Below are 26,253 nucleotides of genomic sequence, written 5' to 3'. Positions count from 1 at the left end.
TAGTTTATTATAAAATTAAAGCTAATAAAGCTAAGCCACCAAGAATATAACCTGTATTTGTAGAATCACTTTTGCTTTCGTTTTTACTTATTTCAGATTTTTCAGCTTCTAATTTTTCAATTCTATTTTCTAATTCATTAATTTTAGTCATATTAATACTTTGACTATCTTCAATTTCTTGCATTTTTTGTCCAGAAAGACCTTCTTTTTTAATTGAATTAAGATCACTTTCTAGGCTATTAATTTGAGCTTGGATTTCATTTACACTTGCTTCTAAATTAGATACTTTGTTAACATCTTCCTTCATTTCAGCTAATTCAACATTAATATTAGAAATGTCTTCATTTTGAATTTGATTTGTATCTTCTATTTTATTTAATTTTTCTTCAAAATCTTTTTGTCTTTGAGCAACTGTAACTAATTCATCTCTAAATTCTAAAGATAATTCTCTAATAACATCAACATCTTCTTCTGATAATTTTTGGCTTGAATTAGAACCAACTGTATTGTCTAAAATATTTGCTACTATTTCGGCCATTTCATATCTAGTTAGTTCTTTTTCCCCATTAAAATCTTCGCCTGAATAAAGACTTAAATAACCTTTATCAGCTAAACTTTGAACACTATCATAAGCCCAATGATCCCTTGGTACATCATTAAATTGTTGTGCAAATACCCCACTAGTAAAAATCAAAATCAGTAAAACAGTTATACTTAAAATACTTTTTTTATTAAACATTAATTTTCCTCCTCTAAAATATTTTTAATTTTAATTTTAAATTCTTTATTATCACTATTTAAAGCCTTTAATTTATTTAAACTTAAATTACTTATTTTATCATTTTTCATTTTAAAATGAACAGTTGCTATCACACCATTAGAACGAGAAAATGGTAATTCTTGTTTAAAAATAACTTTCCCTTTTTCTGATCTATCAGGTCTATTAAATGGTAATAAATTATTATCTCCAACAAAAAAATCTCCTCTTGAAACATGAGTTAATAATAAATTATCACTATTATAATTTAACTCAAAACTTAACTTTTCTGCTTCAGCTATATTAGCAGCAACTATATCTACAGCTAAATAATCTTCATCAACTTGTCCCTTAGTTTCTCTTAACAAAATTAGAGGATTTAATTCAGGTAAGTTAATTTCTTCTACAATTGTTTTTTGATAGTCATTTATACCTGTTACCTTAAGTGCAAAGGGTAAAGTACCATCAACTCGTAAAGCTTCTATTGCCCAGTTTATATCTATATTTTCTCCATTTTTGAGCATCCCTAAATTTTTCTTAGTTTTTTCACTACTTGCAGGCACTAAACCTGGAGGCAAAATTAATTCTGCTTCGACTCCATATAAAGAAGTTTCACCGGAATTACTTATTTGAGCTTGAACTCTAAAGGGATTAGGTTCTAATTGACCATCAACTGATTCTACATTTTCCATTAATTCTATTTTGGCATTTAAGACTGGTGGCCCTAAAAACTTAACTTTTCTTTCAACTTGATTAGAGTCTGTATTTTCTGCATCAACTATTACTCGATATGTCATCTCTTCTGGTAAATTATCTTGATTTAAAGCTTTTACATTCCAAGTTATCTGGGAAATATCTTCAGCTTTCATATTCCCTAAATTTTTAGTCTTATTTTCAACTTCAAAACCAGCTGGTAATTCAATTTTAATTTCTACATTACGAGCCTCAATTTCAGATGTGTTTTCTAAATACGCAACAACTGGAAAACTTTGATTATTCTTATCTAAAGTTACCTCAGCAGCTGAAGTTACTCCTAAGGACAAAATTCCGGGAACAATTGTAATTCCTCCAAGACCATATTTAGTTATATAAGTGTTTGTTTCCCCAGGCTCAATTTTTTCAGGAACCCAGTACATTGCCATTGCGCTGTCAACTTCATACTCACCTTTACGAATAAATTCTTGGCCAGGATTAAAATCAAAATCCCAAACTCCATCTGCTAAACTACCCCAATCAGAAAAATAAACTTTATCAGGCTTACTAACATCAGGTCCAATAAAGGAACCTTGAGAAGTAACTTGAGGATTTGATATACTATCAAAAGCCTGCCAAAAATCATCTAATTGTTTAGCATAATATAATTTATCAGAATCAATAGTATCTTCACCTAACCTAAAAGGGGCTCCATCATTTTGACCTAACATAGTATCTAACATAACTCTCAGACCAACTTTTTCTTCTTTTTCACCTTCATTAATAATTCTATACTGAATTTGAGCACTATCAGCAAGTCCAGTTGTAGAACTTTTGACTATTGATAAAATTTGTTCCACTATAATTTTATCAAAACGAATTTTAGTAATTATTTGATTATCTTTTACAGTCGGTTCTTGAATTATTTTACCATATTTTGCTTCTGCTCCAGCTCTTCTTTTAGTTTTACCTCCAAATACATATTTTTCACCATTAATCCAGAGGGAAGTATAAGAAGTCCAAGGGTTTGGTCTACCATAAATTAGTGGTTTATTATCATCATTTTCCCGAGCAGGAGCACCACCGGTTGTTTCAACTGCAAATCTTCCCTGTGAGTTTTCATTTTTATTAACTACAATTACTATATATTCATTTCCAAAACGAAGATTATTATTTTCATCTACATTTTCAAAAAAATCAGATTCAGCAGCCGTTTTAAGGCTAAAAATCATAATTATAGATAAAACAATAAATATTACTTTTTTAAATTTAGTCATTAATCTTATTCACCTCCAGACATAAATTCTACTTGGCCAATTTGCACATCTACTTGAGTATTATCAGCTTGATCTAAATAATATTTAATGGAAACTTCAATTTGATAAGGTTTTTGATATTGTTTAAATTCCCAACCATGTTTTAAAGTCAGTTGAGCAACTCGATCCATTGAATCATGACCTGAAGACTCTAAAACTTCAATTTCAACAACTTCTCCAGTCTCAGAAATTTCTACCATTAGATCAACTGTACCTTCAGAACGACTACCAACTAAATCTTTAGGAAAAGCTGGTGGTTCAATTAAGCCAATTAAATCACCAGCTGTTGGTGGTTTCGGCTTAGTCTTTTCTTTAACTTCAGCTTCTGCTTTCTCTGTAGTTTCAGTCTTAGAATTAGAAGCGTCTTTTTTATTTGCATCCACTTTCTTTTCTATCTTTTCATTTTCAGTATTAGAAGCTTCATTTTCTTCTACTGCTTGATCTTTAACTTGATTTTTTTCTACTTCTATTTCAATTTCACTATTACTATCCTCACTTGTTATTAAATCTGATTCAGATTTTACTTCACTTTCTTTTTTTATTTCTAAATCTTTTTCAATTATATCTTTTTCAATTTTGGTTTCTTTTTTGTTTTCTACTTTTTCTTCTTTATTTTCCACTATAGTTTCTTCTTTTAGCTCAGTTTTTACTTTGGTTTTTTCTTCTACTTTTGGTTCTACTTCTTTTTCTTTTTGAGCAACTTCTTTTTCACTTTCAACCTCTGGATTTGTCTTTTCATCTTGCTCATCTTTTTTCTTTTCAGTTAGTTCTTCTTTATTCTCTCTAGGTTCTTTAATTTCTTCTTTTTCTTCGGTTTCTATTGCTTGGGCTTGATAATCAACTAGCTGAATATAGCCATAATCATCTAGTTCACTTTCACTTTGAGCACTTCCATGTAAAAAACCTAAAGGAAGAAAATACAAAATTAAAAGATGGATGATTATAGACAAACTAATATAAATCAATAATTTTTTATCATTGTTATTATTTGGCATAAATTCACCATCCTATTAACTACCTTCTTTATCTGCTGCTAGAGCTAATCTAGTAATTCCAACATTACGCATGCCATCCATCAAAGAAACAACATTTTCATAACGTGTATTTTTATCTGCACTAATTACAATTGTTAGATTGGACTTTTCTTTATTTACAATTTTTGCCTCAGAAATAATCTGTTTAAGTCCTAAAGCTTGATCTTCATAATAATAATTACCATCTGAATCTATATTTATAATAAAATTTTCTGATTTTTGTTCAGTAGCTGTTACAGCTTTTGGTAACTGCATTTCTATTCCTTCAGGAGTTGTTCTAAAGGTAGTAAATAACATAAAAAATACTAAAAGAAAAAATATAACATCAATCATTGGAATGATATTGATTGAACTTTTTTTCTTAAGAGTAGTTTTGAACATCACTGTCACCTCTATTATTGCTGACAACATCAACAATCTCGACTAAACTTAAATTCATCTGATGAGCTCTTTTTTCAACTTTATGAGCAAAATAAGAATAAAATATGGCAGTCGGAATAGCTATAATTAGTCCTAAAGCTGTACTAATTAGGGCTGCAGCAATTCCAGAACTGATTTGAGCTGGATTAGCTGCTCCAGCTGCTGTACCCAAAATATTAAAACTACTAATGATTCCAATTACAGTTCCCAATAAACCTAATAAGGGGGAAATCATTGCTACAACATCTAAAATTGGAAGATGTCTTTCCATTTTTTTAATTTCATCTTCTCCTACTGCTTTTAAAACTTCTCTTAAACGAGAAGGGTCTTCACTATTATGTGCTAAAGCAGCTGATAATAATTTAGCATTTGTACCTGTTTTACCCTTTAATTCATTTAAAGCACTTAAGATATCGCCTTCTTCTACTAAAATTTCAATTCTTTTGATTAATCTAGAATTACTATCATTATGTCGATAAAAGAAAATTGCTTTTTCTATAATAACTGCCAAACTAAAAACTGATGCAAATAAAAGTGGAATAGTCATCGGTCCACCTAGTGTCAATAAATTCCAAATACGATTAAAATCCAATCAAATCACTCCTCTTAAATCTAAGATTAAATAAATTTTTTTAATATTTAAATTCAAATTAAATTAAACTAACAGATTACTAAATTATGTTTTTAAAGCTGGTAATTTTAATTTAAAAATAGTACCCTGCTGCTCATTACTTTGAGCTTTAATTTTACCGTTATGTGCTTCTACTAATTCTTTCACAACTGCCAATCCAATACCTGAACCTTGATTTTTAGAATTACGTGACTGGTCTGTTCTATAAAACCTTTCAAATATATATGGTAAATCTTTAGCTTTTATCCCCAAACCAGTATCTTTAAAATTAATTATCAAATAATCTTTTTCTTTTTTAGCTTCAATTATTATTTTGCCATTTTGTTTATTATATTTAATTGCATTTTCTATTATATTGTCGACTATTTGAAATAAACTATCTTGATCCCCATTTAAATAAAGCTCTGAGTCTAAATTAAGTTTAAGCTCAATATTTTTATCTTTAATTGATTTTGAAAAATGTTTTAAAACCTTTTTTATGATCGGTTTTAAATTAATTTTTTCTTTTTTTAGATTAAAAACTTTATTTTGGGCATTAGCAAAATCATTTAGATTTTCAACTAACTTTGTAATCCTTTTAGTTTCTTCTTGCATTTCTTTAATTGTTGCTAAATCTGCTTTTAATTTCCCATCTTCTATAGCTTCTAAATATCCACTGAGTGTTGTGAGTGGAGTTCTTAGCTCATGAGCTAAATCAGAAGTGGATTCTTTTCTTATTTTATCTAATTTTTTTAATTTTTTTGTCATTAAATTAAAAGCTTCTATTAATTCAGTTAATTCATCTTGACCTTTGGCTTCTATCTTTTCTTTATAATCCCCTTGAGCAACTGCTAAAGCAGCATTTTTAAGCTTAATTAAGGGAGTAGTTATTTTTTTAGAAATAATAAAGGATAGAATTATTATTAAAAAAATTACTATAGCAGCACTAAATATTATTGCTTGATATATATTTTTTTTAAAATAATTATAGATTTCAGAATCTAACTGATTTTTAGCCGCCAATTCTTTCCAATATAAAGTGAATATTTTTCTACCATCTGAATATATTAGTTCTTTTTTATTTCGACCTGGAAAATCATCAGGCAATTGATTCATCATGCGTAAATGTGAACTATTCATTCCCATATTTCCCATCATATTAGACATATGACGACTTTGATTAGAAAAATAAATGAAATTTCCTTTTTCATCTTGCAGCCAAATTGGAATTTTATTAGTTCTACTAAAATTCTTAACTAATGATCTAACTTCTTTAAAATCATTTTTAGCAGCTGCCTCTGTAATTAATTCTGCTAATTCTTGAATACTTTTTTCACGCTGCAGATTTATAAAATCATCAAATTTTTCTCCAATTGAAAAATTAATAAAAAGACCAACTAAAAATAAAGATAAAATAATTAATAATAGAAATATAATAAATATTTTTTTACCTAATTTAGACATTAAAGATCACCTATAAACTTATACCCAGCTCCATAGACTGTAATTATATATTGATCTTTTTCTAATTTCATTTTTTTTCTTATATTTTTAATATGAGCATCTATAGTTCTATCAAATCCACTAAACTCCAGTCCCATCACAATATCTGCTAATTGTTCCCGACTTAAAACTTGATTTGCATTATTAATTAAGGCCATTAAAATTTTGAATTCTGTAGTTGTGAGTTCACAATCAAGATCATCTTTTGTGACAATCATTTTTTCAGGGAATATCTTATATTCTCCTTTATTTAAGGCGATGACATTGGCTTTTTTAACATTTTGACTGCGTCTTAAAAGTGCTTTGACACGCACTAATAATTCTCGAGGACTAAAAGGCTTTGTTAAATAATCATCTGCACCATAATTAAAACCAGCTATTTTATGTTCTTCACTACTTTTAGCAGTTAACATAATAATTGGAATATCAGAGATTTGTCTTATATTTTGACAAACTTCTTCTCCACTTATTTTAGGTAACATTAAATCTAAAATAATTAAATCAAAATTATTATTTTTAAATAGAGATAATGCTTTTTTTCCATTTGCAGCTTCTTTTAATTTATATTCTTCTGCTAAATAGCTTTTAATTAATTTCCTTATTTTAGCTTCATCTTCAACAATTAATATTTTTTCCATTTTAGCACCTCAAATTTATAGGGCTTGACCAACTTATTTATTCCTAACTATTATCTATTATATAACTTAAATGTGTCATAACACAAGTTAAAATAAGATTAAAAGTAAAAAAATCTGTCTGCCAGCTGGCAAACAGATAAAATTTCTATCTTGGTTCTACAATTAATTTAATCGCAGTCCTTTCTTCTCCTTCAATCTCTATATCAGTAAAGGCTGGTATACAGATTAAATCAACCCCACTAGGAGCTACAAAACCTCTTGCAATTGCTACAGCTTTCACCCCTTGGTTAATGGCCCCTGCACCAATAGCCTGCAGTTCTGCCTTACCTTCTTCTCTTAAAACACCAGCTAAAGCTCCAGCTACTTTATTTGGACTTGAATTTGATGATACTTTTAAAATTTCCATTTTTGTCTATTACCTCCCTATATGAATAAAATATCACATATGCTTATATAATACATATTAGACATCAATGAAATAAATTCCTGCTTTTTGAACAAATTATTAGAGATTATTTTTATTAATTGTTTCAATTGCTGTAGCTTGATTATTTTTGTTTCCAATTTTAACTAAAACAGCTTCTAATTTAACTTCACCAGTTGCTACTTCATATCGAACTGGAAGTGAGTCTTTCATTTTTTGGACCATTTTATCAGCTTTCATACCTAAAATAGAATCAACCGCTCCTGTTAAACCTGCATCAGTAATATAAGCTGTTTTTTGAGGCAAAATTTGAGCATCATTTGTTTGAACATGGGTATGAGTCCCAATAACTGCAGTGACCATTCCATCAACAGCTCTAGCAAAGGCCATTTTTTCTCCTGTTGCTTCTGCATGAAAATCAACTAAAATAATATCTGAATCTCTAATTTGAGGATAAAGCTCTATAAATTTATGATAAGGTGAATCACAACTTTGCATAAATACTTGACCAATTAAATTTATTATAGTAACTTTTTTAGAATTAATTTCTATAGTTTTCCAACCTTGGCCTGGATTATTTTCAGGAAAATTTAAAGGGCGAATCAAATTATCTTTTTCATCAATAAATTTAAAAATATCTTTGTTATCCCAAGTATGATTTCCCATCGTAAAAAAATCTATACCATAGTCAACTAGTTCTTTAGCCACTTTTTTAGTTATACCAAAACCACCAGCTGAATTTTCACCATTTGCAATTATAAAATCTACTTTATTTTCTTTTTTTATTTTATCTAAAAAAAGTCTAACAGCTCGTCTACCTGCTCTTCCTACAATATCACCTATAAATAAAATATTCATTTTAGATCTCCCACTTTATATAATAAATTTATAAAAGGCTCCTCAAAGAGGAGCCTATTAATTTCAAAATTAGTTATTTTTTATTTAGCATAATCTACTACTCTTGTTTCCCGAATAATTACAACTTTAATTTGTCCCGGATAGTCAAGATTATTTTCAATTTTCTTAGTAATATCTCTAACCATTTTGGTACTTGTAACATCATTAATTTTATCGGGTTCAACCATGATTCTAATTTCTCTTCCTGCTTGGATAGCATAAGCCTTTTCGACACCTTCAAAAGACTCACCAATTTCTTCTAATTCTTCAAGTCTCTTAATATAAGAATCTAAGGTCTCTTTTCTAGCTCCAGGTCTTGCGGCTGAAATAGCATCAGCAGCTGCAACTAAAACAGCTTCAACTGACTTAAATTCAACATCATTATGATGAGCTTCAATAGTATGAATAACTTTTTCACTTTCACCATGTTTTCTAGCTGTATCAACACCTAAATTAACATGGGTACCTTCCATATCATGATCTATTGCTTTACCAATATCATGTAGCAGTCCACCCCTTCTTGCAAGAGTAACATCTGCTCCTAATTCTGCTGCCATAATGCTTGCTAAATAGGAAACTTCTATAGAATGTTGTAATACATTCTGACCATAGCTAGTTCTAAATTTAAGTCTTCCAAGTAATTGAACTAATTCAGAATCTAAACCATGAACACCTGAATCAAAAGTTGCCTGTTCTCCTATTTCCTTAATATGCTGGTCTAATTCTTTTTCAGCTTTTTCAACCATTTCTTCAATTCTAGCTGGATGAATTCTACCATCAATAATTAATTTTTCTAAAGCAATTCTGGCAATTTCTCTTCTAATTGGATCAAAACCAGAAATCACAACTGCCTCAGGAGTATCATCAATAATTAAATCAATTCCTGTTAAGCTTTCTAAAGTCCTAATATTTCTACCTTCACGTCCAATGATTCTTCCCTTCATATCATCATTTGGAAGATTAACTACAGAGACTGTAGATTCTGTAACATGGTCTGCTGCAGATCTTTGGATAGCAAGTGAAATAATTTCTCTAGCTTTTTTCTCAGACTTTTCTTTTGCTTCAGCTTCTTTTGCTTTAATCATTTTTGCATACTCATGATCTAGCTCAGATTCAACTTTATTTAATAAATAATCTTTAGCTTCTTTTTCAGAAAAGCTTGCTATCATTTCTAATTTTTCTTTTTGCTCTTTTTTCATTTTTTCAATTTTCTCTTCAGCTTTATTTAGATTATTATCTCGATCTTTTAAACTTTGTTCTTTTCTGTCTAGATTTTCAGATTTACGATCAAGATTTTCTTCTTTACGCATTAATCTATTTTCTAATTTTTGTAATTCATCTCTTCGCTTTTGACATTCTTTATTAGCCTCTTCACGAATTTGATGAGCATTTTCTTTAGCTTCCAGAGTAATTTCTTTTTTCTTTGCCTTGGCATCCCTTACTGCATCTTTGAGTATTTTATCTGCTTCTTCTTCAGCAGATTGCATCCGTGCTTTTGCAATATATTTTCTCGTTAAATACCCGATTACAATTCCGAGAGGTAGGGCTATTATAAAATAAAATACACCTCCAGTAATAATATTCACCCCCTGTTCTATATTCAATTTTTAATTTTATATTTACATTTCTAATAATATTTTAACTTTTTTCAATCTAGATGTCAAGAAAAGCCGACAATTTGGTAAATAAAGTAAAAAGCCTGCTTATAGCAGACTTTTACTTATCTGTTACTTGATAAACTAAATTATAACTAAAACCTTTGTTAGCTAAATAATTTTTTAATTTATAACTAGAACTATCTTCTTTTTTGCGGCGTCTTAACCATTTAGTCATTAGATATTCTGCCATTTTTAATTCATCTTCTTGACTTAAATACTGATTTAAAGCAGTATTAATTATTCTCTGATTAACACCTTTATTTTTTAATTCTTTATAAATTAATTTTCGTCCGCGTGGATGATGGTTTTTTCTGGATCTAATCCACATTTCAGCAAAACGCTCTTCATTTAAATAATCATTTTCTAAAAGATAATCAACTACTGCTTTAATAACTTCTTCAGTAAAATCTTTTTTTCTTAAACGATCTTCAATTTCTTTGATTGTTCTTTCTCTATAACTTAATAATTTAAAAGCTTTATTTCTTGCTTTTGAAAATTCTTTTTTATTTGTTTGATCCATGGAGAATTATTCCTTCTCCTCTGCTTTTTCAGCTTCTTTTTTATCTTCTTCAATTTCTCCTTCTTTTAGACCAATTTTAATTCTAATTTTATCATCAATTTCTTCCATTATTTCTGGATTATCTTGTAAAAACTCTTTCGAATTTTGTCTACCTTGGCCTAAACGAACATCTCCATAAGAATACCAGGATCCAGCTCTATCTACAATTCCTGTTTCTTCTCCTAAGTCAATGATACAACCTGATTGAGAAATACCAGTTCCATACATTATATCAAATTGACAATTTCTAAATGGAGCTGCCACCTTATTTTTTACAACTTTTACCTTAGCTGTACTTCCAATTAATTTATCTCCATCTTTAATTGTTTGTGACCTTCTCATTTCTATTCTAACAGAAGAATAGAACTTAAGTGCTCTTCCTCCAGGAGTAGTTTCAGGATTACCAAACATTACTCCAATTTTTTCTCTAATTTGATTAATGAAAATAACTGCTGCTTTGGATTTACTAATTGCTCCAGATAATTTACGCATAGCCTGTGACATTAAGCGTGCTTGTAAACCCATATGAGAATCACCCATATCACCTTCTAATTCTGCTTTAGGTACTAAAGCTGCAACTGAGTCAATAACTACTAAATCAACTGCATTACTGCGAACAAGAGCTTCTCCAATTTCCAAAGCCTCTTCTCCACTATCAGGCTGTGAAATTAACAAATTATCAATATTTACTCCTAAATTTTTGGCATATTTAGGATCTAAAGCATGTTCAGCATCAATAAAAGCTGCAATTCCATCTAATTTTTGAGCTTCTGCAATGATATGGAGAGCTAAAGTAGTTTTACCAGATGATTCATTACCATATAACTCAATTATTCTTCCTTTAGGAATACCACCTATACCTAAAGCTAAATCTAAGGGTAAAGCACCTGTAGGAATTGCTTCTACATTTAACTTTTGTGAATCTCCAAGTCGCATAATTGATCCTTTACCAAACTGTTTTTCAATTCTTTTTACCGCTTTATCAAGCGCTTTTTCTTTATCACTAGTTGCCAAATTTATCGTCCTCCTAAAGTTTATTTTAACTGCAATTTTTGTCTTTGTTTATATTATAGAACAGATGTTTAATAATTGCAAGAATATTTTCTATTAATTGGTAAATATTTAAAAATATTCTTTTATTTAAATGAGTTATACTAAATATTTTTATCTAAATTTAAATCTGCTTCTATTTGTTCTAAAAACTCTCTTGCTTTTGGATAATTATTATCAAGATGAAGAGCTTTTTTTATTTCTGCTCTTGCAGCCTCTAACATTTCCGCTTGATAATAAGCCTTAGCTAAATAGTAACGACTTGCTGCATGATCTTTGTTTTTTTCTACTGCTATAGAAAAAGAAGAAATAGCTCGATAATAATCTTTTTCTTTTAAATAAATTTTACCTTCTGCTAAATATGCTTCTACATAATTTGGATTATATTTTAAAGCTTGATTATAATTACTTAAAGCTAAATTTAATCTTCCCTGCTCTACTTCTACTTCTGCTAATAAAAAATAACCATAATAAGAGTTGTTATTTAATTCAATTGCTTTTTTTAAATATTTTTCAGCTTCATTATAATTTTGAAGTTCAAAATAACTTTCAGCTAAGCCAATATAATAGGGAGTAAAATCAGCTTTTTGGTTTATACCCTTTTTAAAGGTTAAAATAGCTGCTTTGTTATTATTTGTTTTTTGATACAGTTTAGCTAAGTTTAAATATAATGAAGACTCAGAGTCATTCAATTTTAAAGCATTTTCATAATAATTAATTGCTTTTTTAAATTTTTTATTTTGCTCTTTTATTTTTGCTAAAGCTAAATAATCAGAAGCTTGAGCTTTAACTTCTATTATTTCTTTATACAACTTTTCTGCTTTTTTAAATTTATTATTTTCTAAATATCCATAGGCTAAATCACGTTTAAATTCAATTTGATTAATTCCTAAATCATTAGCCTTTTTTAAATATTCTAAGGCCATTTTGAAATCAGCACTATCATATTGATTTTTTTGATTTAAATATAATTTTGCTATTTCCCAATTTAAATTAGCACTTTGATAACCTATTTGATCCATTTGCTTTAAATAATTAACAGCTTTAGCTATTTGATTACGGTAAATTGCTGTTTTAGTAGAATAATAAAGAGAACTAAATTCTAAACCAGAATCCAAATTATCATTTGCTAAAAGTTTAATAAATTTTTGTTCTGCTAAAGCATAATTTTCTGCCTTATAATCTTTTAAGCCACTCAAAAAAAGTTGATTTAAATTTTTAGAATTTAAATCGCTATTTTCAGCAGCTAAAACTGAATTAGAAAGAGATATTAAGAATAAAGAAATTACTATTAAATACATTAGTTTTTTAAGCATTTAAATCATTCCTCTTTTGAGCAATCAGCTTATATAATTCAAATAATGCAATTTGGGAAGCATAAAATGTATTAGCAGCACGGCCATAATTTTTTTCAATTTTAAAAGTTTTGCTTTGACCTTGATAAAAAATACTAATAAACATTATCCCTGCTTTTTGATCAGCATGAGCAGCTGGACCAGCAGCTCCAGAACTTGCAAGAGCTAGATCTGAACTAAAAATATTTGCTGCACTAACCGCCATTGCTTCAACACATTCTTGACTAACTACACCATATTTTTTAAGGAAACTTTGTTTAAGCTTTAATAATTTTTCTTTTATTTCTTGATTATAAGCTACAATGGAGCCTAAAAAATATTCTGAACTTCCAGGCAGCTTAGTTAATCTTTTAGCCAATAATCCTCCAGTAAATGATTCTGCTGTTGCCACTTTTAATTTTTTCTTGATTAATATTTTTTTTATTTTAGCTTCAAGACTTTCATTATCTTCTCCATAAATAAAACAACTAAATTCTTTTTTTAATTTATTCCTGGCTTTATTAACAATTTCATTTTTTTGCTTAAAACTTTTTTGAGATGCAGAATTAACTTTAATTCTAAGTTTAACTTCAGCTTGTCCAGCTTGATAACTAATTTCTAATGCTGGATTTAAAGCTAAATTTTCAACTTTTGCAGCTAAATTTGCTTCTCCAATCCCAATGAAATTTAATTCTTTAACTAAAAATTTGTTTTGACTTAAACTTTTTAAATCAGAAATAATTTTTTCTCTAAAAAGATATTTCAACTCTGAAGGAACACCTGGTAATAAATAAAAACAATTATTTTTATTTTTTAATTTTAGAGCAGGAGCTGTACCAAAATTATTATTAATCACTTTAGCCCCTTGAGGAATATAAGCTTGAGATAAATTATTTTGATTTAAGTTTGAGCTTTTAAATATTTTAGTTAAATTTTTCTCAATTTTTGTTGAATACTCTAATTCTAAGTCTAAGGCTTCTGCAAAAGCATTTTTAGTTTGATCATCTTTAGTTGGCCCTAAACCACCTGTTATAAAAATTAAATCAGCTATTTTAGCTGCTCTCAATATACTTTCTTTTATAGTTTCTTTTTGATCTCCACAAATAAATATATTTTGATTTTCAAAACCTAACTCAGTTAAATTTCTGGCTAAAAATCTTGAATTTATATCTTGAACAAAACCTCTAATTAATTCAGAACCTGTTGCAACAATTGCTGTTTTCAATATTTACTCACCTCAAACTAATTATATCAGTTCAAAAACAAAAAATCGACCTGATTAAGGTCGATTAAATTAGAATCTAATTAAAATTATTAAATTAAAAATAAAATTACTTTTAAAATGATTAAAGATATTAATCCAGCTAAGATATCATCTAACATAACTCCCCAGCCTGAAGGTAAATTTTGAACTTTATCTATTAACCATGGTTTAGTAATATCAAAAATTCTAAAGAGAATAAAACCACTAATTAAAATTGGAAGAGTCAATTCTAAACTAAAAAAAACTAATAATTGACCTGCCATCTCATCAATTACTATTTTACTATCATCTTTGATTCCAGTTTGCTTTTCTTCAAAATTAGAAATTGCAATTCCACCTAAACAAAGTGCTGATAGCAAATATATATTATTTAAGTTAGGAAAGAAAAAAAGCAGTAATACTGTTAAAAGTGAACCCCAAGTTCCAGGTGCTACTGGAAGATAACCACTATAAAAGCCAGTTGCTAAAAAATTATTTATTTTTTTTAACATAAATTCCTCCTAAGAATAATCAACATCTGCTCCAGCAAAATAAGTATAGCCTGAATAAATAGTAATAATGACTGTTAGCCAGATTAAAGTTTCTGTTAATAAAACTGGTAAATCAAAAATTAAAGGATTAATTATTAAAACAATAGCTGTTAACATCTGAATAGTTGTTTTAGTTTTACCCCAAATATTAGCTGCAATCACAGATCCTTGATCTGCTGCTACAACTCTTAAACCTGTTACAGCCAATTCTCTAGTAATAATAATCAACAAAGGCCAGATTGATAAAACATCTAGTTTAACAAAAGCTGTAAAAACTCCAATAATTAATAATTTATCTGCTAGAGGATCAAGAATTTTACCTAAAGTAGTAATCAAATTATGTTTACGAGCATATTGACCATCATATTTATCTGTTAAAGCAGCTAAAACAAAAACTAAAAGAGCTCCAATACTAGCAGCAAAAGAATTAACTAAAAGTAAATAAATTATAACTGGGACCAATAAAATTCTTAAAAATGATAATTTATTTGGCAGATTCATCCTCTATCTCTCCTATTAGATCATAATGGAAGGCTTCTTTTATTTCAGCCTGATAAATTTCTCCAATTTCTAATTTTTGCTTTTTAATTGGAATATAAATTTGATTATCAATTTCTGGTGAATCATAGCGAGAACGAGCTAAATAATTTTCTTGATCATAATCTTCAATAATAACTTCAAGCTTACGACCAATTAGTTCTTTGTTTTTAGCTAAAGAAATTTCCTGCTGTAATTGCATAATTTCTTCTTTTCTTTCGGCTTTGACAGCTGCAGGAACTCGATTATCTAGCTTGTAAGCAGCAGTTCCTTCTTCTCTGGAAAACTCAAAAGCTCCTAAACGATCAAACTTATATTTTTTTATGAATTTTTTTAAGTTTTCAAAATCTGATTCAGTTTCACCAGGAAAACCTGTAATCAAAGAAGTTCTTAATTTAGCATCAGGTATTTTATTTCTAATCTTATTTATAATATTAGCGATATCTTCTTGATTTCCTTTACGATTCATTAATTTTCTTATTTTTTTAGAAGAATGTTGAATTGGCAAATCAAAATAATTACAAATTTTTTCTTCTTCAGCAAAAACATCTATTATTTCATCTGTTATAAATTCTGGATAACTATATAAAACTCTAATCCACTTAAGCTCTTCAATTTCTGCTAATTTTTTTAACAGAGGTGCTAAGGCTGATCTTTCATAGATATCAACTCCATATTGAGTTGTATCTTGAGCAATTATAATTAATTCTTTAATCCCACTTTCTGCAATTTCCTTAGCTTCTGCAACAATATCAGCTATTGACCTGCTTTTAATTGGTCCTCTAATTTGAGGTATACTACAATAAGTACAATTGTTATTACAACCTTCTGCAATCTTTAAATAAGCATAGACATTATTATCTAATTCACGTGGTAAAGAAGAACTATAATCAAAACCAGCTTTTGTTATTCCACCAGTTTCTATTCCAGCTAATGTTTCTTTAATAACATCTACTATTTGATCAAAATTAGATGTACCTAAAATAGCATCAATTTCGGGAATATCTTTTTTTAATTCTTCACTATAACGCTGAGTTAAACATCCTGTAACTATAACTGACTTACAATTATACTCTTTTTTATACTCTAAAGCAGTTAAGATAGTTTCTATGGACTCTTCTTTGGCATCTTGAATAAAACCACAAGTATTAATTATAATTACTTCGGCTTCTTTAAATTCAGAAGTATATTTAAATCCTTTGTCTCCTCTTAAAAAACCATTCATATGTTGGCTGTCTACTTCATTTTTAGGACAGCCTAAAGTCATTAAAGAATATTTTATCATTTTTTCTCCTTTATAATGTCATAATTTATCAATTAAATTATTTTATTCCATATTTTTAAAGCTATATAACTACAAAAAAGCCCTAAAAGGGCTTTTATAAACAAATGGTCGGGCTATCCGGATTTGAACCGGAGACCTCTACACCCCCAGTGTAGCGCGCTACCAAGCTGCGCCATAGCCCGTTGCCAACAAGAAATATTATATATAAATTAAAAGTCTTTGTCAAATATTATTTGTCGATTTATTTAGTATAATCTAATTTTTTTAAATAAGTCATTGTTCGATCAGGATAATCTGTTACTACAAAAATTTCTTGAAGTGAATCACTATTTTTAGCAATTAACTTAATTCCACTTTGAGTATTATACTTTAACTGTATATAAGCAGGAGTTCCACTTCCTTTTCTCCTATTTATTCTACCAGGAATAATACTTTTAATCAATTTAGATAAAGCTATATCTTCAAGTAGTGGTAAAATATCCTCTATAATAGTATGTTCTTGTTTAATCTTATTTTGCCGATATTTATTAGCCAATTAAACCACATCCTTAATTTATTATAAAATTGGAAAATGACTACTACCGAAATAATATTTAAGTATAAAAAAAAGAAAGTCCTAATTGACTTTCCAAATAATAATGGAGCTGATGAAAGGACTTGAACCTTCAACCTGCTCATTACAAGTGAGCTGCTCTACCAATTGAGCTACATCAGCATATATCATATTAAATTAAAATGGCAGGGGAGACAGGAATTGAACCTGCAACCAATGGATTTGGAGTCCACTACTCTGCCAGTTGAGCTACTCCCCTAAAATGGAGCTGATGACCAGACTTGAACTGGTAACCTGCTCATTACAAGTGAGCTGCTCTACCAATTGAGCTACATCAGCGTATATCATATTAAATTAAAATGGCAGGGGAGACAGGAATTGAACCTGCAACCAATGGATTTGGAGTCCACTACTCTGCCAATTGAGCTACTCCCCTAAAGAAAAGAGGCGTGTTTCAATCAAGCAATATCTATTATAAGGGAGTTGGGGCTCTGGGTCAAGTCTTCTAAGCTTAATTATGATGCTTTAGCACGTTTTATTGCTATCTAACTTTTAAATACTTAAATATACATTAAATTTCATTATATTTTATTAGTTATATTGTTTAAAAATTCTAATAATTACATTTTGTACTATATTTAATGTTAACTAGAATACAATTTACTTATTAGTTGTTAATCTAGTTCAAAATAGCTTGAATTTAATAAATAAATATATTATCATTATATCGTAAATAATAAATATAATGTTATATGAGGTGGTTAATAATGGAAAAACACGACTTGATTGTGATTGGAATGGGTCCAGCTGGTATGGCAGTAACTGCCATGGCTGCAAATATGGGCTTAGATGTTTTGGCTATAGAAAAACATAAAGTTGGGGGCGAATGTTTAAATTATGGCTGTATTCCCAGTAAAGCCTTGCTCAAATCTGGAGAAGCTAATCAAATAACTAAAAATTTAAAAGAATTTGGAATTAAACTTAGTGGTAAAACTGAAGTTGAAAATCCTTTAGAAATTGTAAGAGCTAAAATAGGAGAAATTAGTGGTAATAAAACAATGAAAGCTTTTAAAAGAGCAAAATTAATTGTAGATCAAGGGGCAGCAGAATTTATTGATAAAAAAGTAATAAAAGTTGCTGGTAAAAAATATTCTGCTGATAAAATATTTATCGCTACTGGAACAGAACCTTTGATACCGCCAATACCTGGCCTAAAAGATGTGTCACGTTTAACTAATTTAAATATTTTTGCCCAAAAAGATATCCCTGAAAGTTTAACAATTATTGGTGGGGGGGCTATTGGTTCAGAAATGGCTCAAGCTTTTTCTCATTTAGGAACAAAAGTCAATATTTTTCAAATTGATGATCACTTAGTACCTTCAGGTGATAAAGAAGCTGGCAAAGTATTAGAAGAAAAATTTAAAAAAGAAGGTATTGGAGTTTATAATAATATTAAAATAAATAAAGTTGAAGAAAAAAATAATAAAATTTTAACTACAACAGAACTTGGGGTCTTTAAAGCAGATAAAATTTTAGTTGCTACAGGTAGAAAAGCAATTTTAGAGCCTCTTAAATTAGATAATGCAGGAATTAACTATAATAAGACGGGAATTGAAATAAATAATCAGCTTGAGACTAATATAAAGGGGGTATATGCAGTTGGAGACTGCAATGGTAAAGCTTTGCTATCTCATGCTGCAATGCATCAAGGCATGCTTGCTTTAATGAATGCTATCAATCCAACTCCCATTAAAAAGTTTCACTATAATGATTATTTAGTTCCTTGGTCTGTATTCACTAAACCCGAAATTGCTCAAGCTGGAATCACAGAAAAGGAAGCTAAAGAAAAAGGAATGAATTATCAAATAGTAAAAGAAGAGTACGCAAATTATGGTAGAGCAATTGCAGATGGAAAAACTGAAGGTTTTGTCAAAGTTATTACTAATAATAAAGGAAAAATATTTGGAGCTACAATTGTTGGTGAACAGGCAAGCGAATTAATTCATGAATGGGTTTTAGCAATCCAACATGATATTTCAATGTTTGATCTGATGATGACTCAACACTCTTTCCCTACAATATCTCTAATGAATAAAAGAGTAGCAGAAAAATGGATGATGAATAAAACCAACTCAGGTTGGATTCCAAAATTGGCTAAAAAATTAATTTAAAAAAACAGCAACTTAGCTATTGATTGACTTAGTTAAGTTGCTCTTTTTATTTTCTTTTTTTAATAGCTACTATCTCAGGTGGAATACCTGGTTGATTCAAAAATCTATAATTTAAGACATTATACCTTTTAGAGTCTAAATTATTTACAAAATCAAAAATTGCTCTCTTTTCTTTTTCTCCACCCAAATGACCACTATAAATTACTAAAATAATAATCCCCATTTTTTTTAATAATTTTAGTGAATGTTCAAGAGCTAAAATAGTACTTTCGGCTTTAGTAATTAGAGCTTTATCTCCTCCAGGTAAATAACCCAAATTAAATATAACCGCCTTAATTTTTTTGTTTAGATATTGATCCAAATTTTGATGCCCTGTTTGAAAAAGTTCTACTCTCTCTAATAAATTATGTTCTTTTAATAATTTATTAGTATTTTCTATTGCTTTAGCCTGAAGATCAAAAGCATAAACTTTGCCTTTCTTTTTTACTAATTCTGCTAAAAATTTAGTGTCATAACCATTCCCAGCTGTTGCATCAATTACTAAATCACCCTCATCTATATTATTTTCTAATAAAATATGAGAATAAGCAACTGCATTTAAAAAATCTTTATTCTTCAAATAACATCTCCTCCTCTTTTTAAAATTATTAATTAAAACTTTTAATAAGAATTATTTAAAACTTTTTTATTTTTTCTTCTGTAGATCCCATAAAAATAAGTACTGATTAAAGCTAAAGAAATTCTTACAGCTAAAATAATAATAGCATTACCACCTATAGCTGCAAATAAAAGTGTATCTTCGAAAACAGCATGACATAAAGCAAAGAAAACAGAAATAGACCTAATATCACCTAAACTTAAATTGTCATCTTTAGTAGCTTGAATAATAAGTCCTGAACCATAAAGAAGACCAAATGCTTGAGCAATAATTAATGGCAAGCTAGCTTCTTTTGGCAGTTCAAAAATTGATAAAACTTTTTGAAAAAATCTAGAAATTTTCCTTAAAACACCTAAATGATCTATTATTTCTACACCTACAAAAAGTGGAAAAACAATTAAAGCAAGCTGTTTAACCATCCCTATAATGCCAAATAAAGAATCATAAAAGAAAGCGTTCCAATCCACAAAAAATCTCCTTTCTATAAAACAAGATTCAATAAAATTCCAGCTAGAATCGACATTGAAAGTCTTAATAAATTTATATAAATTAGATTGATTTTTATTTTTTTAAAAACAGCAGATTCAATTATTAAACTATGAGCAATACCAATCATTGCTCCCAAAATTGTAATTTCTCTAACTCCAAGTTTTAAACTACTAATTACTGCTATCCCAGCATAAATATTTAATAAATATGATGTTAAAAGAGCTAAGACAGCTTCACCTGGTAGTCCAATATAGCTCATTAAAGGCCTAAATAAATCTGAAATAATTTTAATAACTCCTGTATATTTCAAAAAAGTTACAAAAATATAAACTGGTATTAAAATTTTAATTAATTCTAAAAAAGTAGTCCAAGCTTTTTTTAAACCACGCCAAATTATTTTTTGCAATATTTCGACCTCCAAACTAGGAAAATATTTAAATTTTAGACTCATTTATATTATAGAATATTTATTTAATCAGTACAAATATTTTATTCAAAAAATATTTTTTAATAACTTAATCCAAATTATAATTTAAAATTGAGCAAATAATAAAAAAACAAAGTATTAATGATTTAATTTATTATAAAGACTTGTCAGACTAATTTTATAAAATTGACCTTAAATCAACATTATTATATACTATTAAATGTGCTTAAGAAATTATATCTGCCCTCATCGTCTAGGGGTCCAGGACACTAGGTTTTCATCCTAGCGGCAGGGGTTCGAATCCCCTTGAGGGTACCATTTTTATTAATTATAACTAAAAAAATTATTTCTTAGCATTTATAATTTTAACGGAGGGATGCCCGAGTGGTTAAAGGGAGCAGACTGTAAATCTGCCGGCGATGCCTACAAAGGTTCAAATCCTTTTCCCTCCACCATAATTTTAAATATTTAAAACACCCATTAATGGGTGTTTTTTTAGTTTGAATATTGTTTTTTTACTTTCTTAAATTATTAACAACTATTTCTTCTTCTTTTTTTAAAAATTCAATTTCGGCAATTTCACCTTTAGCTGCCCAGGGACCATATGATTTATCTCCAATTTTTACCTTAAGAGCACTACCATTGCCAATTTTTAAATATAATCTATCTTTAAAATTATACTCTTTTTTAGTATCTTTAGCTAAAATACCACTAAAAACTCTATTTCCATCTAAACTAACTTGAAGCCAAACCTTTTCTGCTGCTGCTAAATTAACTTTAGTCTCTATTTTTTTGGCGAATTTGCTTTCATTATTAATATTTATTTCAGTTTTAGTATTATTTTCTAAAGCAGAACTTTCATTTTCCTTTAATTGATTTTCATCTTTTTCAATTTTTTTCTCCTTTTGCTTAGGGTTAGGCTCAGTAATACTTATTTCAGTTTGAGCATCTGTTTTTAAATTTTCTAGTTGATCAAGTTCATTTTCAGCTATTGTTGAATCATTTTTTATTTGATCTGAATTTAAATTTTTTAATGAATCCATCTTATCTTCTTTTTCATTTTTTAAAAAAACAGAATCTGCTTTTTCTTTTGCATCCAAATCTTTAATTTCTGATTTTGTTTTTGTTTGCTCTTTTTTTGAATCTTCAACTTCTAAAACTTGGGAATTTTCCTCAAGTGTATTTGCTGAATTGTTTTTTTGATTTAGTAATCTAATTTCTGAATTATTAAGATATTGATATGTATAAATTCCAACTGCTGCTAAAACTATAATCAATAAACTAATTAAAATTATTTTTAAAAATCCAAATTTGTTTTTCTTCTTAGTTCTAGTTGGAACTTTTGTGCCACCTAAATAATCTTTTTCTAAATTGCTTTCTTTTTTTTCTTCAATATTTAAAACTTCATATTTTTTTAATAGCTCTTGATAATCTAAACCAACTTCTCTAGCATATCCTTTAATAAAAACTTTTAGATAAACCTTAGCTGGTAATAAATCAAACTCATTTTTTTCTATTGCTCTTAAATATTTTTCTCTTATCTTTGTTTCCTCTTGTATATCAGCAAGACTTAAGCCTTTTTCTTCCCTTGCTTTTTTTAATAATGACCCTAATTCTAAATCTTCCAACTTATTAACCTCCTTAATAATTCATACTAAAATTTATAGCTTCATTTATCAATTTTAGATTTTAATAAATACTATTTTTTATTATAACATACTTTAAAGATTAATTTAATATTTTTTCTTAATACTTTTCTTTAAAATAAAATAAATCTAAATATTTACTAAAATCTAAATAAATAACTAAAGACAGCTTAAAGCTGCCTTTAGTCTAAAATACTTACTTTATCTTTCACCTTTAATATATGGTTTTCCAGAGGCGGCTGGACCAACTGCTTTACTAATAAACCCAGCTAGAACTATAATAGTAACTACATATGGAATAGCACTAATTAATTCTGAAGGAATAAAAGCAAAATCTACTCTGACAGCAACAGCCTCAGCATAACCAAACAGCATAGCTGCTCCGAAAGCCTTATAAGGATGCCATTTACCAAAGATCATAGCTGCTAAAGCAATAAATCCACGCCCAGCAGACATTTCTCTAACAAAAGCACTTCCGTCACCGATTGATAAATGTGCTCCTGCTAAACCAGCTAAAACACCACTCATTAAGACACTAATAAATCGCCAGCGATTGACATTAATACCTAGAGTATCAGCTGCTGCAGGATGTTCTCCTATAGATCGAATTCTTAAACCCCAATGAGTTTTAAAGAAAAAATAGTAAACTATAGGCACTAAAATAACTGCAACATATGTTAAAACACTAAACCTAACATCAAATATTCTTAAAAAAGGTAATCTTGTTACTTGAGGAGAAGTACCTTTAACATTAAAGAAAATTTGCAATAAAAAGATGGTTAAACCAGAAGCAAAAATATTAATACCTGTACCTACAACAATTTGATCAGCTCTAAAAAGTATACAAACTACTGCTAAAATTGCTGCAAATAAAACTCCACCAATCATTGCATAAACTAATCCCATCCAAGGACTACCAGTTTGAGAACTACCTAAAACTGCTGCAAATGCTCCAAATAACATAATACCTTCTAAGGCAATATTAATAACGCCCGACTTCTCAGAAAAAATTCCTCCAAGTGCAGCCAAAATTAATGGGGTTGCAAATCTAAAACTTGATAAGATTAGAGGAAGTGATATTAATTCTAATAAAGTATCCATTATTCAACCCCCTCTTTTTCTTTTTTATTTTTGATAAATACTTTAAGAATTTGTAAACTAGCAACAAAGAAAATTACTAATGCTTGAATAATATTAACAATCTCAGATGGAACACCTGCAAACTGCATTTCCAAACCACCTTGATTTAAAGCTCCAAAAAGCAAACCACCAAATATCACTCCTAGTGGATGTGCCTGTCCAATTAAACCAACTGCTATCCCAGTAAAACCATAACCAGCATCCATACCTGCCATAAAACTAAAGTGAGTTCCTAAAGCCTCTCCAGCTCCAGCTAAACCAGCTACAGCTCCACCAATTAACATTGTCCAAATAATTGTTTTATCAGCTTTAATACCACCATATTCGGCTGCAGATGGATTAGATCCTACTGCTCTAAATTCATAACCAATTGTGGTTTTAAAGAGTACATACCAAAGAACTACTGCCACAATTAAAGTTAAAATAAAGTTAAAATGCAGTCTAATCCCAGGATCTGCAAAAAGTTCAACAAAAGGTAATTTAGACCAAAAACTACTGCTAGCCATATCTTTAAATCTAATTAATTTAGCTGAATCCATAATTCTTGGAGTAGCCATTCTAGTTGAAGTCCTTAGTTTATTAATACCATAATTAATAGTTAAAGCAATTGCAATATGGTTTAACATAATGGTTGAAATAACTTCATTTACATTCATTTTTGCTTTTAACCAACCTGATAAACCAGCCCAAAGAGCACCAGCTAAAACACCAGCTAAAATTGCTAAAGGTAAATGAATAAAGACTGGCAAAGAAGTAAAATAATAACCAGCTACTCCAGCCGCAAATCCACCCATTACAAATTGTCCTTCAGCTCCAATATTAATTAGTCCTGCTCTATAAGGTAAAGCAAAAGCTAGACCAGTTAAAATTAAGGGAGTTGAACGCCAAAGTGTATTTAAAATATTTCTAAAATTACCAAAAGCTCCAAAATAGAGAGCTTGATAAGCAGTCGCAGGAGATTCTTCAGTTAATAGTATAAAAAACACTCCAAAGATTAAAGCAACTACTATTGATAAAACCGAAATTCCTATATTAGATATTAAAGATTTCAAATTACTAAATTTATTATTATTCAACCGATTCACCTCCTGCTTCAGGATTAGAGCCTGTCATTAAATTACCTAATTTTCTTTCATCAGCATCTTCTACATCTAAGATATCAACAATTTCACCTTCAAAAATAACTGCAATTCTATCACTTAAAGATAAAATTTCACTTAATTCTGCTGAAACTAATAAGACTGCTGTACCTTGATCACGTCTATTTACTATTTGTTTATGAATAAATTCTATTGACCCTACGTCAACACCACGGGTAGGTTGAGAAGCTATTAAAAGTTCTGGATTATGAGAAAATTCTCTTGCTACTATCACCTTTTGCTGATTTCCTCCAGATAAACTTTTGGCTTCAGTACTTGCATCTCCACCTCTAACATCAAATTCTTCTAATAACTCATTTGTATAATCAATAATATTATTATAATTCATAATACCATTTTCAGAAAAAGGTTCTAAGTCATGATAACCTAAAATCATATTTTCCTGCAAATCAAAATTCATTACTAATCCTCTTTTTTGTCTGTCTTCGGGAATATGAGCTACACTTTTTCTTTTAATTTGGCGAGCATCAAAATCAGTTGTATCTTGACCATTAATTTTAACTTGACCAGACTCAATTTTACGCAAACCAGTAATAGCTTCGATTAACTCTGATTGTCCATTTCCTTCTACTCCAGCAATACCAAGTATTTCTCCTTTTTGAACTGTTAAAGAAACACCATTTACTGCTACTATATCTCTATTATTTTTTACTTTTAAATTTTTGATTTCTAAAAAATCTGCACCTGGTTTTGATTTTTCTTTTTCGACCTCTAATAAAACAGGCCTACCTACCATTAATTCTGCTACATCTTCTTCACTAACATCAGCAGTATTAACAGTATCTATACTTTTTCCAGAGCGTAAGACAGTTATTCTATCTGTAATTTCTGTTACCTCTTTTAATTTATGAGTAATAAAAATAATTGTTTTACCCTGTTCTTTTAAAGATCTAAAAATCTCAAATAATTCATCAATTTCTTGTGGAGTTAAAACAGCAGTTGGCTCATCAAAAATTAAAAGCTCTGCTCCTCTATATAAAGTCTTTATAATTTCTACTCTTTGCTGCATTCCTACAGAAATATCCTGTATCTTAGCATCAGGATTAACATAAAGACCATATTTTTCAGAAATATTTGCCACTTCTTTTCTAGCTTTTTTCTGATCAATTTTAATTCCTTGTCTGGGTTCATTACCTAAAATTATATTTTCTGTTACTGTTAAAGGATCAACTAACATAAAATGTTGATGAACCATTCCAATTCCTAATTCAATTGCTGCTTGAGGACCTTCTAGATTAACTCTTTCTCCTTCATAAAAAACTTTCCCTTTTTCAGGTTCATAAAGACCATATAAAACATTCATCAAAGTTGTTTTACCTGCTCCATTTTCTCCTACAAGAGCATGGATTTCTCCTTTTTTAATAGATAAATTAACATTGTCATTTGCTTTAACACCTGGAAATATTTTAGTTATATTCTGCATATCTAAAATATAATTATCTTTCCTGGCCATCTCAATTCCTCCCTGGAATAATTTCAAATTTAATAGAGGCTCTGCAG

At 28.9% G+C, this 26,253-nt stretch carries 26 protein-coding genes and 7 tRNA genes; 3 read left to right on the top strand and 30 right to left on the bottom strand.

The genetic code is table 11. From position 1 onward, the window contains the following. Positions 1-7 precede the first annotated feature (7 nt). The 23 genes from HPRAE_RS05280 to HPRAE_RS05170 form a co-directional block, all read right to left on the bottom strand. On the bottom strand, positions 8-739 hold the full coding sequence (locus tag HPRAE_RS05280) for an S-layer homology domain-containing protein (RefSeq protein WP_014553203.1): 732 nt from the start codon (positions 737-739) through the stop codon (positions 8-10). Next, on the bottom strand, positions 739-2,727 hold the full coding sequence (locus HPRAE_RS05275; RefSeq protein WP_014553202.1) for a COG1361 family protein: 1,989 nt from the start codon (positions 2,725-2,727) through the stop codon (positions 739-741). The genes HPRAE_RS05280 and HPRAE_RS05275 overlap by 1 nt, the downstream gene beginning before the upstream one ends. A 5-nt stretch (positions 2,728-2,732) precedes the next feature. Continuing rightward, on the bottom strand, positions 2,733-3,761 hold the full coding sequence (locus HPRAE_RS05270) for an energy transducer TonB (protein WP_014553201.1): 1,029 nt from the start codon (positions 3,759-3,761) through the stop codon (positions 2,733-2,735). Positions 3,762-3,776: 15 nt separating this feature from the next. Beyond that, entirely contained in the window at positions 3,777-4,181 is a 405-nt protein-coding gene (locus HPRAE_RS05265) for an ExbD/TolR family protein (RefSeq protein WP_014553200.1), read from the bottom strand. Continuing rightward, entirely contained in the window at positions 4,162-4,812 is a 651-nt protein-coding gene (locus tag HPRAE_RS05260) for a MotA/TolQ/ExbB proton channel family protein (protein ID WP_014553199.1), read from the bottom strand. Before HPRAE_RS05260 ends, HPRAE_RS05265 begins: the two co-directional genes overlap by 20 nt. An 84-nt stretch (positions 4,813-4,896) precedes the next feature. Then, positions 4,897-6,294 carry a HAMP domain-containing sensor histidine kinase gene (locus tag HPRAE_RS05255; protein ID WP_014553198.1) on the bottom strand — a complete coding sequence of 466 codons (1,398 nt, stop codon included), beginning with the start codon at positions 6,292-6,294 and terminating at the stop codon, positions 4,897-4,899. Continuing rightward, positions 6,294-6,971 carry a response regulator transcription factor gene (locus HPRAE_RS05250; RefSeq protein ID WP_014553197.1) on the bottom strand — a complete coding sequence of 226 codons (678 nt, stop codon included), beginning with the start codon at positions 6,969-6,971 and terminating at the stop codon, positions 6,294-6,296. Before HPRAE_RS05250 ends, HPRAE_RS05255 begins: the two co-directional genes overlap by 1 nt. A 145-nt stretch (positions 6,972-7,116) precedes the next feature. Next, entirely contained in the window at positions 7,117-7,377 is a 261-nt protein-coding gene (locus HPRAE_RS05245; protein ID WP_014553196.1) for a stage V sporulation protein S, read from the bottom strand. Between the two features lie 99 nt (positions 7,378-7,476). Next, positions 7,477-8,253, bottom strand: a complete 777-nt coding sequence (locus HPRAE_RS05240; protein ID WP_014553195.1) for a TIGR00282 family metallophosphoesterase — start codon at positions 8,251-8,253, stop codon at positions 7,477-7,479. Between the two features lie 80 nt (positions 8,254-8,333). Next, the gene (gene rny / locus HPRAE_RS05235; RefSeq protein WP_041606934.1) at positions 8,334-9,878 is read right to left on the bottom strand and encodes a ribonuclease Y; all 1,545 of its coding nucleotides are present in this window, start codon (positions 9,876-9,878) and stop codon (positions 8,334-8,336) included. Positions 9,879-10,008: 130 nt separating this feature from the next. Continuing rightward, on the bottom strand, positions 10,009-10,470 hold the full coding sequence (locus HPRAE_RS05230) for a regulatory protein RecX (protein ID WP_014553193.1): 462 nt from the start codon (positions 10,468-10,470) through the stop codon (positions 10,009-10,011). 6 nt (positions 10,471-10,476) lie between these two features. Next, positions 10,477-11,523, bottom strand: a complete 1,047-nt coding sequence (gene recA / locus HPRAE_RS05225) for a recombinase RecA (RefSeq protein ID WP_014553192.1) — start codon at positions 11,521-11,523, stop codon at positions 10,477-10,479. A 140-nt stretch (positions 11,524-11,663) separates the two neighbouring features. Beyond that, positions 11,664-12,875, bottom strand: a complete 1,212-nt coding sequence (locus HPRAE_RS05220; protein WP_014553191.1) for a tetratricopeptide repeat protein — start codon at positions 12,873-12,875, stop codon at positions 11,664-11,666. Continuing rightward, positions 12,868-14,118: a CinA family nicotinamide mononucleotide deamidase-related protein gene (locus tag HPRAE_RS05215; protein WP_014553190.1), complete on the bottom strand. Its 1,251-nt coding sequence runs from the start codon at positions 14,116-14,118 to the stop codon at positions 12,868-12,870. The genes HPRAE_RS05220 and HPRAE_RS05215 overlap by 8 nt, the downstream gene beginning before the upstream one ends. Before the next feature lie 89 nt (positions 14,119-14,207). Beyond that, positions 14,208-14,648 carry a phosphatidylglycerophosphatase A family protein gene (locus HPRAE_RS05210; protein ID WP_014553189.1) on the bottom strand — a complete coding sequence of 147 codons (441 nt, stop codon included), beginning with the start codon at positions 14,646-14,648 and terminating at the stop codon, positions 14,208-14,210. Between the two features lie 9 nt (positions 14,649-14,657). Further along, on the bottom strand, positions 14,658-15,188 hold the full coding sequence (gene pgsA, locus HPRAE_RS05205) for a CDP-diacylglycerol--glycerol-3-phosphate 3-phosphatidyltransferase (protein WP_014553188.1): 531 nt from the start codon (positions 15,186-15,188) through the stop codon (positions 14,658-14,660). Beyond that, positions 15,172-16,509, bottom strand: coding sequence for a 30S ribosomal protein S12 methylthiotransferase RimO (rimO, locus tag HPRAE_RS05200; protein ID WP_014553187.1), 1,338 nt, complete (start codon positions 16,507-16,509; stop codon positions 15,172-15,174). The genes pgsA and rimO overlap by 17 nt, the downstream gene beginning before the upstream one ends. 105 nt (positions 16,510-16,614) lie before the next feature. After that, positions 16,615-16,691: transfer RNA gene (locus HPRAE_RS05195), tRNA-Pro, on the bottom strand. A 59-nt stretch (positions 16,692-16,750) separates the two neighbouring features. Then, a complete protein-coding gene (locus tag HPRAE_RS05190; RefSeq protein ID WP_014553186.1) occupies positions 16,751-17,044 on the bottom strand; it encodes a DUF2103 domain-containing protein in 294 nt (97 codons plus the stop codon). A 104-nt stretch (positions 17,045-17,148) separates the two neighbouring features. Then, positions 17,149-17,224, bottom strand: a tRNA-Thr gene (locus HPRAE_RS05185). Positions 17,225-17,245: 21 nt separating this feature from the next. Then, positions 17,246-17,321 (bottom strand) — tRNA-Trp (locus tag HPRAE_RS05180). 4 nt (positions 17,322-17,325) lie between these two features. Continuing rightward, a tRNA-Thr gene (locus HPRAE_RS05175) sits at positions 17,326-17,401 on the bottom strand. 21 nt (positions 17,402-17,422) lie between these two features. Then, a tRNA-Trp gene (locus HPRAE_RS05170) sits at positions 17,423-17,498 on the bottom strand. Between the two features lie 331 nt (positions 17,499-17,829). Here HPRAE_RS05170 and HPRAE_RS05165 point away from each other — a divergent pair. Then, positions 17,830-19,233: a dihydrolipoyl dehydrogenase family protein gene (locus HPRAE_RS05165; protein ID WP_014553185.1), complete on the top strand. Its 1,404-nt coding sequence runs from the start codon at positions 17,830-17,832 to the stop codon at positions 19,231-19,233. A 46-nt stretch (positions 19,234-19,279) separates the two neighbouring features. On the opposite strand, the gene mnmM is transcribed toward HPRAE_RS05165, so the two are convergent. Genes mnmM through HPRAE_RS05150 form a run of 3 tightly spaced genes read right to left on the bottom strand, consistent with a single transcriptional unit; the run spans position 19,280 to position 20,786 of the window. Next, a complete protein-coding gene (gene mnmM / locus HPRAE_RS05160) occupies positions 19,280-19,852 on the bottom strand; it encodes a tRNA 5-(aminomethyl)-2-thiouridylate-methyltransferase MnmM (protein ID WP_014553184.1) in 573 nt (190 codons plus the stop codon). Positions 19,853-19,893: 41 nt separating this feature from the next. Next, complete coding sequence (locus HPRAE_RS05155) at positions 19,894-20,358, bottom strand: nucleoside recognition domain-containing protein (protein WP_041606932.1); 465 nt, start codon at positions 20,356-20,358, stop codon at positions 19,894-19,896. Positions 20,359-20,372: 14 nt separating this feature from the next. Then, the gene (locus tag HPRAE_RS05150) at positions 20,373-20,786 is read right to left on the bottom strand and encodes a nucleoside recognition domain-containing protein (protein ID WP_041606930.1); all 414 of its coding nucleotides are present in this window, start codon (positions 20,784-20,786) and stop codon (positions 20,373-20,375) included. Positions 20,787-21,049: 263 nt separating this feature from the next. Between HPRAE_RS05150 and HPRAE_RS05145 the strand changes: the two genes are divergently transcribed. Then, a tRNA-Glu gene (locus HPRAE_RS05145) sits at positions 21,050-21,125 on the top strand. 52 nt (positions 21,126-21,177) lie between these two features. After that, a tRNA-Tyr gene (locus tag HPRAE_RS05140) sits at positions 21,178-21,262 on the top strand. Between the two features lie 60 nt (positions 21,263-21,322). Here the strand turns inward: HPRAE_RS05140 and HPRAE_RS10890 are convergent. From HPRAE_RS10890 to HPRAE_RS05120, 4 genes are all read right to left on the bottom strand, one after another. Beyond that, positions 21,323-22,435, bottom strand: coding sequence for a helix-turn-helix domain-containing protein (locus tag HPRAE_RS10890; RefSeq protein WP_014553183.1), 1,113 nt, complete (start codon positions 22,433-22,435; stop codon positions 21,323-21,325). A 219-nt stretch (positions 22,436-22,654) separates the two neighbouring features. After that, positions 22,655-23,554, bottom strand: coding sequence for an ABC transporter permease (locus tag HPRAE_RS05130; RefSeq protein WP_014553182.1), 900 nt, complete (start codon positions 23,552-23,554; stop codon positions 22,655-22,657). Next, positions 23,554-24,678: an ABC transporter permease gene (locus tag HPRAE_RS05125; protein WP_425357541.1), complete on the bottom strand. Its 1,125-nt coding sequence runs from the start codon at positions 24,676-24,678 to the stop codon at positions 23,554-23,556. Before HPRAE_RS05125 ends, HPRAE_RS05130 begins: the two co-directional genes overlap by 1 nt. Continuing rightward, positions 24,662-26,206 (bottom strand): ABC transporter ATP-binding protein, encoded by a 1,545-nt coding sequence (locus tag HPRAE_RS05120; RefSeq protein ID WP_014553180.1) that lies wholly within the window; start codon positions 26,204-26,206, stop codon positions 24,662-24,664. Before HPRAE_RS05120 ends, HPRAE_RS05125 begins: the two co-directional genes overlap by 17 nt. Positions 26,207-26,253: the final 47 nt, after the last annotated feature.

The organism is Halanaerobium praevalens DSM 2228, from assembly GCF_000165465.1.
GTDB classification, from domain to species: Bacteria; Bacillota; Halanaerobiia; order Halanaerobiales; family Halanaerobiaceae; genus Halanaerobium; species Halanaerobium praevalens.
This window is presented reverse-complemented; position numbering and strand designations above follow the sequence as displayed.

What these genes read in the sequence shown, in the direction of transcription:
- HPRAE_RS05275 (WP_014553202.1), bottom strand. Translation starts at nt 2,727, where the DNA reads ATGACTAAATTTAAAAAAGTAATATTTATTGTTTTATCTATAATTATG.
- HPRAE_RS05120 (WP_014553180.1), bottom strand. Translation starts at nt 26,206, where the DNA reads ATGGCCAGGAAAGATAATTATATTTTAGATATGCAGAATATAACTAAA.
- HPRAE_RS05220 (WP_014553191.1), bottom strand. Translation starts at nt 12,875, where the DNA reads ATGCTTAAAAAACTAATGTATTTAATAGTAATTTCTTTATTCTTAATA.
- HPRAE_RS05255 (WP_014553198.1), bottom strand. Translation starts at nt 6,294, where the DNA reads ATGTCTAAATTAGGTAAAAAAATATTTATTATATTTCTATTATTAATT.
- HPRAE_RS05210 (WP_014553189.1), bottom strand. Translation starts at nt 14,648, where the DNA reads ATGTTAAAAAAAATAAATAATTTTTTAGCAACTGGCTTTTATAGTGGT.
- HPRAE_RS05230 (WP_014553193.1), bottom strand. Translation starts at nt 10,470, where the DNA reads ATGGATCAAACAAATAAAAAAGAATTTTCAAAAGCAAGAAATAAAGCT.
- HPRAE_RS05250 (WP_014553197.1), bottom strand. Translation starts at nt 6,971, where the DNA reads ATGGAAAAAATATTAATTGTTGAAGATGAAGCTAAAATAAGGAAATTA.
- HPRAE_RS05280 (WP_014553203.1), bottom strand. Translation starts at nt 739, where the DNA reads ATGTTTAATAAAAAAAGTATTTTAAGTATAACTGTTTTACTGATTTTG.
- HPRAE_RS05245 (WP_014553196.1), bottom strand. Translation starts at nt 7,377, where the DNA reads ATGGAAATTTTAAAAGTATCATCAAATTCAAGTCCAAATAAAGTAGCT.
- rimO (WP_014553187.1), bottom strand. Translation starts at nt 16,509, where the DNA reads ATGATAAAATATTCTTTAATGACTTTAGGCTGTCCTAAAAATGAAGTA.
- HPRAE_RS05240 (WP_014553195.1), bottom strand. Translation starts at nt 8,253, where the DNA reads ATGAATATTTTATTTATAGGTGATATTGTAGGAAGAGCAGGTAGACGA.
- HPRAE_RS05265 (WP_014553200.1), bottom strand. Translation starts at nt 4,181, where the DNA reads ATGTTCAAAACTACTCTTAAGAAAAAAAGTTCAATCAATATCATTCCA.
- HPRAE_RS05130 (WP_014553182.1), bottom strand. Translation starts at nt 23,554, where the DNA reads ATGGATACTTTATTAGAATTAATATCACTTCCTCTAATCTTATCAAGT.
- pgsA (WP_014553188.1), bottom strand. Translation starts at nt 15,188, where the DNA reads ATGAATCTGCCAAATAAATTATCATTTTTAAGAATTTTATTGGTCCCA.
- HPRAE_RS05165 (WP_014553185.1), top strand. Translation starts at nt 17,830, where the DNA reads ATGGAAAAACACGACTTGATTGTGATTGGAATGGGTCCAGCTGGTATG.
- HPRAE_RS05270 (WP_014553201.1), bottom strand. Translation starts at nt 3,761, where the DNA reads ATGCCAAATAATAACAATGATAAAAAATTATTGATTTATATTAGTTTG.